Annotated in this window: 10 protein-coding genes; all 10 read right to left on the bottom strand. The window is 52.9% G+C overall.

Annotated elements, in window-relative coordinates:
* Positions 1-170: 170 nt before the first annotated feature.
* The 10 genes from EJQ19_RS26370 to EJQ19_RS26325 all read right to left on the bottom strand — a co-directional run bounded on the left by EJQ19_RS26370 (position 171) and on the right by EJQ19_RS26325 (position 15,743).
* A complete protein-coding gene (locus EJQ19_RS26370) occupies positions 171-1,151 on the bottom strand; it encodes an aldo/keto reductase (protein ID WP_126144212.1) in 981 nt (326 codons plus the stop codon).
* 216 nt (positions 1,152-1,367) lie between these two features.
* Positions 1,368-2,414 carry a right-handed parallel beta-helix repeat-containing protein gene (locus EJQ19_RS26365; protein WP_126144211.1) on the bottom strand — a complete coding sequence of 349 codons (1,047 nt, stop codon included), beginning with the start codon at positions 2,412-2,414 and terminating at the stop codon, positions 1,368-1,370.
* Positions 2,415-2,791: 377 nt separating this feature from the next.
* On the bottom strand, positions 2,792-7,594 hold the full coding sequence (locus tag EJQ19_RS26360; protein WP_126144210.1) for an S-layer homology domain-containing protein: 4,803 nt from the start codon (positions 7,592-7,594) through the stop codon (positions 2,792-2,794).
* Positions 7,595-7,705: 111 nt separating this feature from the next.
* On the bottom strand, positions 7,706-9,148 hold the full coding sequence (locus tag EJQ19_RS26355) for a glycosyl hydrolase family 28 protein (RefSeq protein ID WP_126144209.1): 1,443 nt from the start codon (positions 9,146-9,148) through the stop codon (positions 7,706-7,708).
* 72 nt (positions 9,149-9,220) lie between these two features.
* Positions 9,221-10,048, bottom strand: a complete 828-nt coding sequence (locus EJQ19_RS26350; RefSeq protein ID WP_126144208.1) for a carbohydrate ABC transporter permease — start codon at positions 10,046-10,048, stop codon at positions 9,221-9,223.
* Positions 10,048-10,980 (bottom strand): carbohydrate ABC transporter permease, encoded by a 933-nt coding sequence (locus tag EJQ19_RS26345; protein ID WP_126144207.1) that lies wholly within the window; start codon positions 10,978-10,980, stop codon positions 10,048-10,050. Before EJQ19_RS26345 ends, EJQ19_RS26350 begins: the two co-directional genes overlap by 1 nt.
* 82 nt (positions 10,981-11,062) lie before the next feature.
* Complete coding sequence (locus EJQ19_RS26340) at positions 11,063-12,412, bottom strand: ABC transporter substrate-binding protein (RefSeq protein ID WP_241243094.1); 1,350 nt, start codon at positions 12,410-12,412, stop codon at positions 11,063-11,065.
* 277 nt (positions 12,413-12,689) lie between these two features.
* On the bottom strand, positions 12,690-13,826 hold the full coding sequence (locus EJQ19_RS26335; protein WP_206438495.1) for a glycoside hydrolase family 88 protein: 1,137 nt from the start codon (positions 13,824-13,826) through the stop codon (positions 12,690-12,692).
* 42 nt (positions 13,827-13,868) lie between these two features.
* Positions 13,869-14,747 carry a carbohydrate ABC transporter permease gene (locus EJQ19_RS26330; RefSeq protein WP_126144205.1) on the bottom strand — a complete coding sequence of 293 codons (879 nt, stop codon included), beginning with the start codon at positions 14,745-14,747 and terminating at the stop codon, positions 13,869-13,871.
* A gap of 30 nt (positions 14,748-14,777) precedes the next feature.
* Positions 14,778-15,743: an ABC transporter permease gene (locus EJQ19_RS26325; RefSeq protein WP_126144204.1), complete on the bottom strand. Its 966-nt coding sequence runs from the start codon at positions 15,741-15,743 to the stop codon at positions 14,778-14,780.
* Between the last annotated feature and the right edge of the window lie 31 nt (positions 15,744-15,774).

Genomic DNA, 15,774 nt, shown 5'->3' with positions numbered 1-15,774 from the left:
AAAGAAAGTGCTTACATTTACTAGCTTACAGGAAAGGGAAGGGGCAGAAAACCGGAGTGGAGGATGAAATGCGGGGGGAAAAGTCGCTTTGGGGGGAGGTGAATTCAAATGAAATAGACAAAACCCCCTTTGCATTCAAAGGAGGTTTTGTCACTTGGCTCTTGTATTTTTTACAGGGCGCCGACTACCCGATGAGGAACGTACAGCTCTTCCAAAAATGCAATTTCCTCTTGAGTTAACGTCACGGAGAGCGCTCCGACCGCCTCTTCGAGCTGGCCAATACTTGTCACGCCAATAATCGGGGAGGTCATGGCTTCCTTTTGCAGCAGCCAGGCAAGTGCGATGTGCACGCGTGGAACACCGCGTCGTTCAGCGAGAGCCGCCACTCTTTCGATAATGAATCGGTCTGTCTCTGCCATTGCATCGTATTTCATTTTCTGGGCTTGATCAGTTTCAGATCGGAACGTCGACGTAGGCCAGTCACGTACCAATCTGCCTGCAGCGAGAGGGCTGTAGGGAATAACGCCGATCTTCTCTGATTTGCACAGCGGCATCATCTCCCTCTCCTCTTCCCGATAGATGAGGTTGAGATGGTTTTGCATCGAGACAAACCGGGTCCAGCCATTTCGCTCCGCCACATGCAGCGCCTTCAAAAACTGCCAAGCATACATCGCCGATGCGCCGATATATCTGGCTTTGCCCGCCTTCACGACATCATGCAACGCTTCCATCGTTTCCTCAATCGGCGTGTCGTAATCCCAGCGATGGATTTGGTACAAATCGACATAGTCGGTCCCCAACCGCTTCAGACTCTCATCAATTTGACTCATAATTGCTTTGCGTGAAAGACCTGCCCCATTAGGCCCTGGATGCATGCGGAAATGAACCTTCGTTGCGATGACGACTTCATCCCGATTCGTATACTCTTTTAAGGCTCGTCCTACAATTTCCTCACTGGATCCATGCGAATAAATATTCGCCGTGTCAAAAAAATTGATGCCAAGCTCCACAGCTCGCTTAATAATAGGGCGGCTATTCTCTTCATTTAGCACCCATGGATGCGTCCACCGTTCGGCTACGCCAAAGCTCATACATCCAAGACAGAGGCGCGATACATCCAATCCAGTATTACCCAATTTTACATAGTCCATGCGGGAACCTTCTTTCACCTTTTATTTATGCAAAATAATCATTAATACATTAATGGACTCATGTCTATAACTATAAACATATATAGCCATAATGCAATTACCGAGGCACCATGTAGCAGAAAAGGTCGGGCAGCGATTGCCCGACCTTTTCGTAATCATGCTCAGCTGCTATGTAGTCATTTTCTGGCTCACCCCTCAAGAGAAGGAGCGATCGAATCAAAATCCATTCTTAGAACCATACGTATTCCCGCTGATCGTAAAGCCCGAGCTGCTCGCCAGCCAGATGTCATAGGATACATTAGCAATATTCGGATTGTTGTAGGTATTGTTGTTTATCAACGTTCCGGTCTGACAATCAATAATGTTAATGCCGGATTTCTGATTATCATGGGCTTCGTTCCCTTCCACATATAAATTATTCATGTGGTAAACCGTCAAGCCCCGATCGTAATTGTAATTAAACTTGCTGTTCTTAATGCTGATGCTGGTTTCCGTCTGATCGTCATAGAAGTCGGTTACTTTGAGTCCCATTCCCGTCACATTGTGGGAGGCATCGAGCTTATCGATCACCACATGATCTACCGTGCTCAGATAGAGCCCGTGATAATACTGCTTCACCGCTCCATTGTATTCGACTTTTGAGTTTTTGATGGTGACGTTACTCGTTCTTCCCACATTGATCCCCATTGCGCTGTACTGAACGAGCACATTGTCAATCGTGGCCCCTGTGTTGCTGACATCGTTATGTTTATCTGAAAAATCAATCCCGATCACATTCAACCTCGCCGCCTCGATCCTAGCGTCCAGTGAAGCTTGCGTTTCCGCCCCGCTGCTGATGCGATCATTATACTGCGTGCTGCCTTTATGGAAGTATTCGGGCAGGTTTTGTTCACTGGCGGAGAGCCCGCCCTTAACGACTAGATTTCTCGCAGCCACATTCGAAAACGGAACACTTGCGTTCGTGATGACGGGCTCATCTTTCCCGGCAGCCAGTTGGATGATAGGGCGGTCCGTAGCCGATTCCCCTTGGATAGTACATCCATTGTACACGTTGACACTGTAGCCTACCGTATACGTTCCCGGCTTTAAAATCAAAGTGCCGCAGCCTTGATTTTTCAGGGAGTCCATGGCTTGTTGGATACTCTGGCCCGGGGAGATGATAATCGTTGTTGCAGCTTGCGCAGGCAAAGCCGCTGCCAACGAACCTACAACCATCGCACAACTCATGACGAAAGAAAAACCGGCACGTTTCCTTTTGAACATTTGAATGATCCCTCCTAAGTTATGTTTCTGCCTGACTGATTGGTGCAGAAGCAGCGCTAGAGGCTCTTTTCGTTACTATTGAGATGAGAGGCCGAGATGACCTCCGGCTGGGGCATCAAGCCTGCAAAAAAGCAGGAATTTCCCTCGCTCTCTTTCTGTTATGATGAAATGCCTGCGAATCCGCAGGCATTGTAGGTGGGAGCCCTCTTTCTGGGCAAGTTTTGCTCAAAAACCTGCTGAATCGCAGGCATTTCGTGAAAAGCACCATTTTTGTGAAATATACCTGCCTATTCGCAGGAATTCACCTGACCACGTGGCATCCTTCCATTCCTTCCGCTGAACATCTGCCCTTCAAGATAAGGCACGCGTGCCCCTTCCTAGCGCAGAAGCGCCTTCAACTCGCTGTTCAGTTCCAGCACGCGCAGCAAGATCGTCAACGCCTCGGCGCGCGTCGCGTCCTTGCCCGGCGCGAAGCTGCCTGGGGCAACACCGCTGACGAGGCCTAGCTGCGCCGCAGCTTCGATCTGCGCTTTGTTCCACACGCCGTCGATGTCGGTGAAGCCGGTGCTGCCCCCCGCCGGCTTTAGTTCAACCAGCTTCGCAACGATCGCAATGATCTCCGCACGCGTGATATCTTGATCCGGCCGGAACGTGCCGTCGCCGTAACCGCTAATGATGCCGCTGCTAGCCAGCGCATGGATTGCGCCCGCCGCCCAGTGCTGCTGCACGTCCGACAAAGCAGTCGGCGCGCTCGCTGGTAGTCCGAACAGCTTCGCAATGACGGTCGCAAACTCGGCTCGCGTAATGCTAGCATCCGGCTGGAACGAGCCGTCGGCGTAGCCTTGAATGACCCCGAGCTTGGTGAAAACGCTCACGGTGTCCTGCGCCCAATGTGCGCTTGTGTCGCTGAACGCCGGCGCTGCGCCTTCATGGCTCGCAAGCTTCGCCTTAATCTCACTCACCAGCGTCTGTACATCGACGATTGGCGAAAACGGGGTGCCCGTTTGCACCGCCGGGTCCGGTTTCTTCTCCGGCGTTGTCTCCGGCACAGGTATCGGAGTGGTGTCTGGTCCCTGTGTTGAATCCGGTGTACCCGGCGAATCCGGTTCGCCGTTTCCAGCCGCCCATACCGTCACATCGTAAGTCGCGAACACGCCGGAAGCATCTGTCGCCGCTGCCTTCACCGTGACATGCCCCGACGAAATCCCGGTGAGTACGCCCGTTACCGGATCAATCGACGCCTGGCCGTCTACTGCTGTGACCGACCAGCTCACGGCTGGATTTGTCGCATCAACTGGACTAACGACAGCTCCCAGCTGCAACGTATCGCCAACATAAACCGCATTCGTGACGCTAGTAATCTGAATGCCGCTCACGAGCACATCCGGTACGCCAACCGGGCGTACAACCACAGACGTTTGTGCTGTAGAGGCATGCCCTTTGCTGTCCGTTGCCTTGAACGTCAACGGATACGTTCCTACTGCCTGCGGCGTCCACGTGAACTCACCTGTTCCCGCCTGTATAGCTGCATCCACAGGCAAGTCAACGCCGGAGAAGGTAACGGCTTCCCCTTCCGGATCTGTCGCATACACCGTATACGTCACGGTTTGCCCCAGCTCAATGCTGGCAGATGCAATCGGCGTGATCACCGGTGCTTGATTCACATCAAGCACGCTGCCGTGGAAGCGCACTTCCGCCATATTGCCGAACCAGGAGGCGGAATTGAACAATCGGATATACCGATAAGGCATCGTATTCGTCACCTTAAAGCTTTGCCATTCAGCGGTAGAAGCTGCGGCTGCGGTCAAATTCGTCCATGTCGCATTATCGTTGGAACCTTGCACGACAGCACCTTTGATCCTGGCCACCTGATCCTGTCTGGCCATAATTTCGACCATGGTCAGCAACGCACGAAAATCCTGTTTAAAATCAAACGTCACATACCCCCCGGCTCCGTTCGAACCGTTCCGGAAATCCGAAGCCGTGCTCGCGTTCGAATCGAACAAATAATTCGTCTGCTTCAGCGTCTCCGCGGTATTGCCCGGTCTGCCCGTCGTGGTCGTCGGGTCGATCAAATACGTAATCCCCGTCACATTATTCATCTGATGCGAATCATCGACAAGGAACAGCTTACTGTTGTCCGTCGTTAGGAAAGCCGTGTCGCCATCGCTGCCATCCTGCTGTTTGAAATTGATGCCGAACTTCACCGTGCCTGTCGGCATCGCCAGATTCGCCGCCAGCGTGGCTGTCCAGTTGATGTTGTCCGTGGAGCTGGCGACAGCATCCTGCCCGCCTATTTTGACGGTCACCTGGGAAATCGGCTCTTTCGCTTTCCAGGTCAGCTTGATCGTATTACCCGGAACGATCCGGTTCATAAACGCCTGCGGTGAACTCAGGCCGACCGATTCAATTGGGCTGATCGTCTCGTGCCGCTCGCCATAGATTCTAAATTCGGCGACTTCCAGCATATTCTTCGGTGTCGTCGTAGTACTCGGCGGCAGCTGAATGACCTGCATTTTAATAAAGCGGAACTTCGTATTCTTATACTCATCTTTCACGTTCAGCCTCTGCAAATCCTCTGAATTGGCGGTCACGTCATCGGTTAACCGCGTCCACGTCTCCCCGTCATTGGAACCGAACAATGTCAGCCCTGCGATCCGCTCAGGGAAACTTCTTCTCCCCTGAATCTCGAAAGCGCTTGCCGTCACCTTGAAATTTGCGCCAAAATCAATCGTGTGGTACAGATCCCCCGCCAGCTGATACACCGAGAACGTGTTATCGTTGTTATCGATCAGATCGGTGATCGAAGTGCCGAAGGTGGACGTGACCATCTTCGTATAATCGAGACTGCCATTACTCAGTTGCGGTGTCAACAACTGCAGCCCCACAACCGCACTCCGCAGCGTTTGCAGCTTGGCATAAAACGCTGCATCCGTCGCTGTCCCCATTTGTGCGATCGCATCATTGTAAGCGTTCTGATACGTCTCCAGCGACGCCGTCACATAACCCGCGCTCGGATGGTAAGGCGCAATCGCCGCATCCACCGCACTTTGACGGTCATTCGTCACGATCAGATTAAGCTCCTTCGTTGACACCGAGGTGCCGTCGCTCGCCACGACAATCACGGAGCTGGTCCCCGCCGCTGCCGGCGTCCACGTGAACGCGCCGCTGCTTGCATTCAGAACAGCGCCCGTCGGTGCATTCATCATCTCGTACGTCACCGTATCCGCCGGATTGCTGTCCATCGCAGAAAAATCGAGCGAGATCGGCATGCCGACCGTGGCGACAATCGTGACCGGCGACTTGCCGCTTTTGAATGCCGGTGCCGACAGCTGCGAACCCGCCTTCACGTTGAAATGATCGAAGTCCACCATCGTGCCGTCGCCTTTGACCGTCATGTACATGATGCTGTATACGCTGTCAACTTGACTGTAAGTGACTTGGCTGATCCCCATGTCGTAGAGCATGTAGCGCCACTGCCCGTTCGTGTTCGGCAGGGTCAAGGTATAGAACGGTGCGGAGGTTCTCTCCTTACTGAGCGCCAAAGTTGCCGTGCCATTCGTGCGGAACTTGATCCCGATAATCCGGGACGTCGCGCGATCCGCATAAGAGAAGTTCAGCGGGGCGATCGTGCTACCTTCCGCCGTTGCCGTCACTTCCACATAAGAGGTACCGCCCTCTTGCTTCGTTTCCGAATGATTGTCGAACGCCGTGTAACGGTCCTCCAATTCAACGATCGCATCGCTGGTCATTTCCTTCGGCAGATAGGTCGCGCCTTCGGCTTCCGCCGCCTGCGGAATATACAGCCAGAAGTCGCCGCCGCCATCCGGACTTTCCCACGCCTGACCGAGCGCCCCTTGGTAGTAATAGTTGGACGGAATGCGTTTCGTGAACGCTTCATAGAAGTACGGCGCCGCCTCGGCGACGTTAACCCCTTTGACATACGTGTAGTAGTAGTAAATATCCCAGAATTGCGTCGTCGTCATCCGCCCCCGATAGGAATCGGAGATAACGCGATAGATGCCTTGCGTGACGCCGTTTTCGTCGATTTTATAAGCTACAGGCGTCCATGGGGTATCGTAGCCCAGCATATACTGCCAGAAGTAATTCGCCGTTTTCAAAATCCGATTGTCCAGAAAATCGAAAACCTCCACCGCATTCGGAGCTGTAGAAACCGTTCCCTCCACCGGATCCACCTTGGTGCCCTGGGCATTTAGCAAACGCGCCAGAATCGCTGCATTTGTCAAATCCCCGCCGCCGTGCGCCTGGTCCCTTCCCATTTCCACGTGCTGGATAACAGGCTCAGCCAAATGCTCACCGGTTACTGCGTTCGTGTCCACTGAGCGAAAAAGCTGTTTGATCGAGCCGTTGATGCCTTGGTCCACCGCCGTTTTATTGACGGTAAACCACTCCACGCCCTCGTCATACCGCGCCCGGTTATCGGTAAAAATATACCCTGACATCGCGCCAAGCAGCGGATACGTATGCTGGTTCATGAAATAGTTGTTGCCGTGTAAAAACGTCTCCGTCACCGGCACGATCAGATTATGCGTGAAATCGTCCGTATCCTTGGCCGTCCACTGCAAAGCTGGTGTTGTCGTGCTCGTGTACCGGAGAATTTCAGCCGCCGTCACCATCCGGTTGAGCGGGATGCCCATATGGATGTGCGAATCGGTAAAATACGTATACTTCGTCGGGTCCATCTGCTCCCAGATCCGGATAATCCGCATCGCGTTCGCCCGGTACACCTCATCGCCGGTTATGTAAAACATAAGCGCCTGTGTATACGCTTTCAACCCGTCTGCAACAAACGCGCCTTTGCCGTTAACTTCTACGCTCGCCGGCTTCGTCGGATCCGTCGAACTTGCGTTGCTCGACGTTACCGTCGTCGACGCGTTGGACGAGGCCGTCATCGCTTTGTAGTACGAGAACCAGGGCTCCTTCTGGTCAATGACTTCTTGCCTCATGTTTTCCAGAATCGTCTTGGTCAACCCGACGCCGGGATGGGTAAACCCGCTGCTCCCGGTCGTCTCCGTAATCGTGACTGTTGCCGCAGCCACCGGCACGATCGCCGCTTGCGCTGCGATCGGCACAAACGACGCCATGACGGTGGCCGTCAGGAAGGCAGCAAGGAGCCGCATCCAACCCAGCCGCTGTTCATTTACACGTTCGAACCTCATATCGAACCTCCTCAAGATGGTATGAAAATGGGAACCTTTTGAACCTCGCCCTCATTATAAACAAGTCACTTCTTTTTGAGAGTGCGGAAATTTAAGACGCGAGTGCGCTTTTTAAAGCAATGTGAACGTAACCCCGTGCGCGTGTTCATTCACAACAAAACCGCCTTCTTGAGCCCCTGTAATGGGTACGCCGTTAATCACTAACCCCTTAAATTGAACGCCGATCACCGGCCGCTCCTCGTCATAGCCGAAAATTTGGCTAGGCAGCGTATTCGCGCCCCAATACGAAACGTCCTCAAACCGGATATCCTCAATACGGTTTCCTGCCACAGGGTTGTAGTCCTTATTCCATACCACGCGCAGATCAACAAGCCGTCCCAATTCAAAATCCTCCACACGGATGCTCCGGTACGTCACGTGACGCACGGTATTTTTATCCCCTGCATTGATCGTCATCGTCCCCATATAGTTCGGCTGCGGTTCATGGTGCTCGAGAATGTCGATATTGTCGAACACAATATGCTCGATCGTATCCCCGTCCCGGTGATGATCCCCGTGAGTGCCGATCATCAGCGGATGCGCTACATCCGCCCACAGCACGCTGTTGCGCACGGTCACGTCGCGGGCATCGCCGTAATAATCCCACCGCGAGCCGTAAATCGCGATGCAATCGTCCGACGTGCGCAGGAAGACATCATCGATGTCTACGTGCTCGCAAGCCATCATATCGATCCCGTCCGACCAGCCGCGCGTGGAAAACGATTTGAAATTCGCAATCCGAATATGCCGGGATTGACCCAAATAAATGCTGTAATGCGGCGGATCGAGCGTCGTAATGCCTTCGACCGATACATGTTCCGAGAAGCGAATGCGAATGCCGCGAAACGCAGAGAATCGGTGAAAATCCGATAAATACACAATCCCCCTGCCCCTGATGGTCACGTGTTCCACGCGGTCGCACACCAGCGAGCCCACCAGTATCGCACCTCCAGCCAGATATACCGTCGTATGCGAAGGAATACGCAGAATCGTCTCCTCCAGGTAATGCATCCCCGGTCCAAAATAAAGCGTATCAGGCGCCGCTGCCCCTCCCCGCTTCGGCGTTTGCGCCAGCCGGTAAATATCCTCAGTCCGGTGAATCGCCGGCTTCAAGCTCAGCACGTGATCCGCCTCCGGATCCGGGATATCCCGCTCCATCCCATTCGCAAACAGATGCAGGTTGGCGAAGCGCAGCCCATTGATCTCAATGGACAGCTTCCTTGGCTGCTCCAGCGTGAAATAAACCGCATTGCCCGCTACACGGTGCGCTACCGCAAAGGACAAAGGACGAATGACCGCCTCGCGAATCGGCACGGCGTTGCTGATCACCTCAACCTCGACCGGCCCCTCCATATCAAAAGCAGCCATCGACGCTCGGCGAACTTCGTGCATATCGACCTTTACCTCGTACACAAACAAAGGCTGCCACTCTCCGCCGACAGCCCGCACGTTGACCGTGAAAGCATCATTCCCCACAGCGCCCTTTGGCGCTTCATAACTGATGACACGTCCCATTTCTTTTTCCCATCCCTTCAAAAATGAATAAAAAAGCCGCCCCGATTCAAACCGGAAGCGGCTGGCGGGGTTCTACCCCTTCGTAGCGCCCGAAGCGATACCCTTGATAAAATATTTTTGCAGGAAAACAAATACAATCAGCACAGGCACAATCGACATCGTCGTACCGGCGAAGACCATGTCCCATTGGGACGCCAGCTCCCCGACGAATTTGAAAATCTCCACGACCATCGTCTTCTTCGTCGACGGCAGCACGAGGCTCGGCATGAGGAAGTCGTTCCAGATCCCCAGCCCCTGTAGAACGATCATACTTGCCGTACAAGGCCCCAGCAGAGGGAACACAATCTGCCAGAAAATCCGCGGTCGGGAGCAGCCGTCAATGGACGCCGCCTCTTCAATCTCCACCGGAATGCCGCGAATGAAGCTGGTGAACAGCAGTACGCCCATCCCGACCGAACCGGAGATGTAGATCAGCACCGGTGCCGTCATCGTGCCGTAGAGGCCGAGCGTTTTCATTTGCTTGAACAGCGGAATCATGTACACCTGGAAAGGGATCATCATCCCGGCCAGATAGTACACGTAGATGGCGTTCGTCCATTTTTTCCCGGTACGCTCAATGGCGTAAGCCGCCATCGGAATGAGCAGGATCATGAAGAATACGGACGTCACTGTCAGGATCGCGCTTCGCACAATCGCAGCGGGAAACTGCGTCTCGGTCAGCAAATATTTGAAGCTTTTCAAGTATAAGCTGGTCGGAAGTGCGACGGCATCCCGCAGGATTTCGCCATTCGATTTGAAGGAAGATATCAAGCTGAAATAGACCGGGAAGAAAAACAATACAGCAAGCACCAAGGCGATGGCGAAGATCGCCAGATCCGCCCACTTTTTGGATTTATGCATTACATGTGCACCTCCCGTTTGCGCAGCACCCTAATTTGAATAAGCGATACAATAAGGATCAGAAGGAACAGCACCAAGGACATCGCCGTCCCGTAGCCTTGGCGAAGCTCGCCGAAACCAACCTTATAGACGATATACGTCAGCGTCTCCGTCGCGAAGCCCGGACCGCCATCGGTCATAACGGCGATTTGGTCAAAGATTTTGAGCGCGCCGATCATTGAAAGCATGACGCATACCGTCATCGAGCCGGCCAACAGCGGGAACGTGATATTGCGGAATTGCTGCCACCGGTTCGCGCCGTCAATGGCCGCGGCTTCGTGCAGTTCCTGGGGAATGCCCTGCAGCCCCGCCAGGTAAATAATCATATAGTAACCCGCGCCCTTCCAGACGGCGGTAATGATAATCGCGATTAAGGCATAGTCCGGATTGCCAAGCCAGTCGATTTTAAGCGAACCGAGCCCGATCCGATCCAGCAGCTGGGAAATAACACCAAAGTTATAGTTGAAAATAATCGCCCACACAAAGCCCATAACGATACCGCTTAGCAATACGGGAAAATAAAAAATACTCCGGAACAGATTTTTACACCACCGTACCTGATCGACCAGCATCGCCAACAGAATGGCAATCACATTTTCCAAAACAACGAGCGCAACCGACATAATTAACGTGTTCTTCAAAGCGTTCCATACCCGTTCGCTATGCACAATTTCCTTGAAATTATCGAAGCCGATGTAATGAATATTGGGACTGACACCATCCCAGGAGGTGAAGCTTAGATTCACACTGTTTAAAGCCGGGTAAATCACAAACATCGTATATAAAATAAAGGAAGGCAGGATAAATAAAACGGAAAAGGAGAACCATGTTTTCTTCTTCTTCCCAACCTTTGCACCGGTGCTCACAGCTTGCAGCGATTCTACCTTATCCACATTCTCTCACTCCTTAACCAGCTTGAATTAAGGGAAACCCCTGCGATGAGCAGAGGTTTCCGCATCTCTCTGAGGTAACTGATTATTTCTTCGCCGCTGCGTTCGCCTTGATGTTAGCGTCCCACTCTACGTCGGCTTTCTTCAAGTAATCTGCGCTGAAATCACCTTTTACGAGCCAATCCTGTGCCAGCTTGTAGAACCAGTTGCGCCATTGCGGCGGCATTTGGTCATCGCCCCAGAAGGAGTTGATTTGCAGCGATTTGATCGTCTTCGGATCGTTCATCACTTCAATAACGCGCTGCATTTGCGGAGCGGCATCATACGTGATTTTCTCTTTCGTCGTCGGAATGCCGTTTACTTGCTTCATGAACTTCGTATATTGATCTTTCGCGAAGAAGAACTTGATAAATTCGGAAATGGCTGCTTTCTTGTCCGCATCCTGATTCGCCTTTGTCGAAATCGACCAGCCTTGCAGCGTATTCAGACCGTTAACCACAATTCTGCCTTTGCGGTCCGGCACCGGATACCAGCCGAATTCAAACTTCGGATCGGCTTGCGAGATTTGCGAGAACATCCAAGGGCCGGAGAACAGCTCCGCCGCTTTGCCTGTTACGAGCATGGAAGCGGTTTGGTTGTCCGCGGTGCTCAGGTAGCCTTTATCCACATAACCTTTGGTGAACAGTTCGGTAAAATCTTTCATTGCCTGTGTCGGCCCTGCGTCCGCGAAGCTTACTTGCCCTTTGGTCCGCTTGGAGTTCCAGTTCGGATCGTCCGCAAACACATCGTCCATCAGGAATTTGTTAATCCAGAAGCCCCAGTGGAAAATATCTTTGCCGCCGAACGTCAGCGGTGTAATGCCTTTTGCTTTCAGCTTCTCTTGGGCTGCAAGGAACTCATCATACGTCTTAGGCTCGGATGTGATGCCGGCGTCAGCGTATGCTTTTTTGCTGTAAATGATGCCTTGCGGAGCCGTACCCACAATCGGCGCCGTCCAGTTCTTGCCGTTCAGTTTCGGTGCATCCGCGAAAAGGGAGAGCCATTCTTGCGGCAGCTCGGCGATTTTGCCCGCTTCGGAGAACAGCTGCGTATCGCGCATCTCGACGAGATCCGGGAATTCGCCGACGGCATCCTTCGTTTTCAGCCAGTCGAGGTAGGCCTGAGAACCGCCCTCGGATAGGTCGGTAATTTTGATATTCGGGTTCGCTTTGCTGAACGCCGCTACCGCATCCGCCATCGCCTGCTTCGTCGCCGGGTCGCCGGTCGCGTAGCCGATCGTAAAGCTGACGTTCTTCTTAGGTGCTGTGCTTGCCGCAGCTCCCGCGGATGGCGATGCCGCAGGTGTCGAGCTGGAAGAATCGCTATTGCCGCATGCGCTTAAAAGGATCGATAATGCCATAACACTGGAAACGGTTACTGCGAAATGTTTTTTCATTGCTATGAACCTCCCTTGATGGTTTGAGCTTAAGTAGGGGGAACTGGTGTTTTTATTTTTTTGCACCGTTCCTGCTGTGGTTTAAGACTACCATAAGCCCAAAACGTTGAGTATGCGGTTTTTTAAGCGCGAAATGCAGGAATTTAAGCAGTTATGCTTAGAATACACATTTTGCCCTTTTACAAGCCAATTCCAGGGAAATGAACACAGCCTACGTGTTTCGCCTATACAAAAAAACGCCCGCTGCCTCCTAATCAGGAAGCAGCGGGCGTTTTTCTTAGCGCAAAGCTCTCTCGTACCAATATCCCGGCACCCCGCGGACAAGCCGCATCAGTGCCTCCATGTAAAAGTAATCGCCCCAGATGACGAAGTCATCCGGCGACATGCCGCCCCGCACATGGTACGAACCATGACGGAGCAAGCCCTCCGCATCGAGATCGTCAGTCGTCAAATAGTTCTCCGTGAGCGACTTCATGCAGCGGAATACCGCGTGCTCGAACCGCTCCCGATCCGGGTCGCTCTCCGGCAGGCACCCGACAAGCTCCAGCATGCCGCAGCAGGCGATCGCCGTTGCCGAACTGTCCCGCGGCGTCCCCTCGCCAATTGGCACGTCAAAATCCCAATACGTCACCTGATCCTCCGGCAGATGCGCAATAAAGTACGCGGCCATCCGGCGCGAGGCCTCCAGATACACCCGATTCTTCGTGTACTTATACGAGAGCATGAAGCCGTAAATGCCCCACGCCTGTCCGCGCGTCCACGTGGACCCATCATGGTAGCCCTGGTGAGTACCACCACCGACAGGCTCGCCGTTCTCCTGGTTAAAATAAAACGTGTGGTACGATGAATCATCCCCTCGCACGAGATAACGACGGCTCTTCTCCGCATGAGCCAGTGCCACTTCCAGGTACGACGGATCACCGGTCTGCTCATACGCCCAGTACAACAGCGGGAGGTTCAGCAAGCAGTCGATAATGATGCGGCCCCCGTTCTTCGGGTCGCCCGCCGGCCCCCACGCCTGAATGTAGCCGCCGGCGGGGCGCCATCTTTTCAGCAGCGTATCCGCCGCCGCCAGGCCCAGCTCCCTTGCCTCCTCCTCGCCTTCCAGCATCCACCAAGCGACAGCCGAAGGCAGATAGAGGAACCCGATGTCATGGTGATCAAGCACCTTGAACGTCTCTAACCGGCGCCGAAAACTGTGCACCGTGCGGACAGCCGCCTCCCGGAACACAGGATCGCCTGAAGCCTCATAGCTCAGCCATAGCAGGCCGGACCAGAAGCCCTCCGTCCAATCCTGATGGTCACTCCTTTTATAATCGCCGCCGTCAAGGCCGGTCCACGGGAAGAAGTCCCCGAATTTATTAATATTGCGCCGCGTTTTCTCCACGGCATGTTCCAACGCTTCTACCCACATCGGCAAATGCCCCTTTTCATTTGTTCACACACTTTCAAGCCACTACCCTTTCACAGCTCCGACCATCACACCTTTGATGAAAAAACGCTGAAGGAATGGGTACACGCACAGAATCGGCAGCGTCGCCACAACGATCGTGGCATACTTGATCGTTTCCCCGATCTGGAACATATCGCCGCCTGTCCCGGAGGACATGCTGTCGGTAGAATTCGAAATGAGAATTTCCCGCAAAATAATTTGCAGCGGAAACAGATCCCGGTCCTTCAGGAAAATCGAAGCATAGAACCAGCCGTTCCACTTATCGACCGCGTAGTACAAGGCGATAACGGCAAGCGTTGGCAGCGACAGCGGGATAATGATGCGGAACAGCAGCACAAAATGATTCGCCCCATCGATTTTCGCGGACTCCTCGAGCGCATCGGGAATGGATGCGAAGGCCGTCCGCATGATGATGAGATTGAACGTGCTCACCGCAAAAGGGATGATGACAGACCACAGCGAATCCAGCAGTCCGACGCCTTTGACAATCAGATACATCGGGATCAGTCCGCCGCTGAAAAACATCGTGAACAGAATGAAGAACATGATCCATTTGCTCCAGAACACGTTTTTGCGGGAAAGCACGAAAGCGCCAAGGGCTGTCAATAGCAGGTTAAAGGCAACGCCCACCACCACGATAAACAACGTATTGCCATAGCCGACGAGAATCGCCGAGTTCGAAAAAACAAGCTTATACGCTTCAATATTAAAGCCGAGCGGCCGCCACAAGACACCTTCGTGGGACACAATTCGGTTCGCGTCACTGAACGAAGCGAACAGCACATGAAGCAGCGGATAGATCGTTGCCGCCATTAGCAAGGTCAGCAGCGTGTAGATCACCGTATTAAAAATCCGCTCTTCCCATTTGGCATGGATAGACATTCGGGTACTCCCTTTCCTTTTAAAATCAACCTACCACAAGCTGTTATCTGTCATCTTCTTACTAAACCGGTTCGCCGCAATCAGCAAAATGAGATTCAGCACGGAGTTGAACAGACCAACCGCTGAACTGTAGCTCCAATTAAATTCCAGCAACCCTTTTCGGTAGACAAAGGAGGAAATGACGTCCGCCGTCTCGTAGACGACCGGATTGTAGAGCAGAATAATCTTCTCAAAGCCGACGTTGAGCAGGTTCCCCGATCGCAATATAAACATAATCACGATGACCGGCAGGATACCCGGCAGGGTGATGTTCCAAATTTGCTGCAGTCTGGAGGCGCCATCGATGCGCGCCGCTTCGTACTGCTCCTGATCAATGCTCGTGAGGGCAGCTATGTAGATGATGGACTCCCAGCCGATGCGCTGCCAAATGTCGGATATGACATACAGCGAGCGGAACAGTTCCGGTTTTTGCAGCATCGCCTGACCATCCGTCCCCATCACCGAGACGAAAAATGTATTAATAAAGCCGCCGCTGTTCGTGAAATCCTTAATCATCCCGCAGATCACGATCATCGAGATAAAATAAGGCATGTAGGTAATGGACTGCGCTGTCTTTTTGAAGGTTTTATTCTTCACTTCGTTCAGAAGCAGGGCAAGCAGAATCGGCATCGGAAATTCAAACAAGAGTGAATATAGGCTGATGAGAATCGTGTTTTTAAAAATACGCCAAAAATAATAGCTGCTGAAAAAGCTCTCAAAATGTGCCAAACCGACCCAGGGGCTTCCCATAATGCCCTTCATGGGGGAGTAATTTTTAAAGGCGATCAACGCGCCGTACATCGGTGCATAGTGAAACAAGACGTAGTACGCGAGCACAGGCAAAATCATGAGATACAAATATTTATTCGTGATAAAATCTTTCGCCACGGTTCTCCGTAACGAACCGGTACGGGTCGGAGCAGCAGGTGCAGCGGTTGTCTGCAAGTTCCGGTTCATGCTCAGCACTCCTCTATTTATAAGTGAGGAG

It is taken from the genome of Paenibacillus whitsoniae, from assembly GCF_003955665.1.
In the GTDB taxonomy this organism is placed as follows: Bacteria; Bacillota; Bacilli; order Paenibacillales; family NBRC-103111; genus Paenibacillus_E; species Paenibacillus_E whitsoniae.
This window is presented reverse-complemented; position numbering and strand designations above follow the sequence as displayed.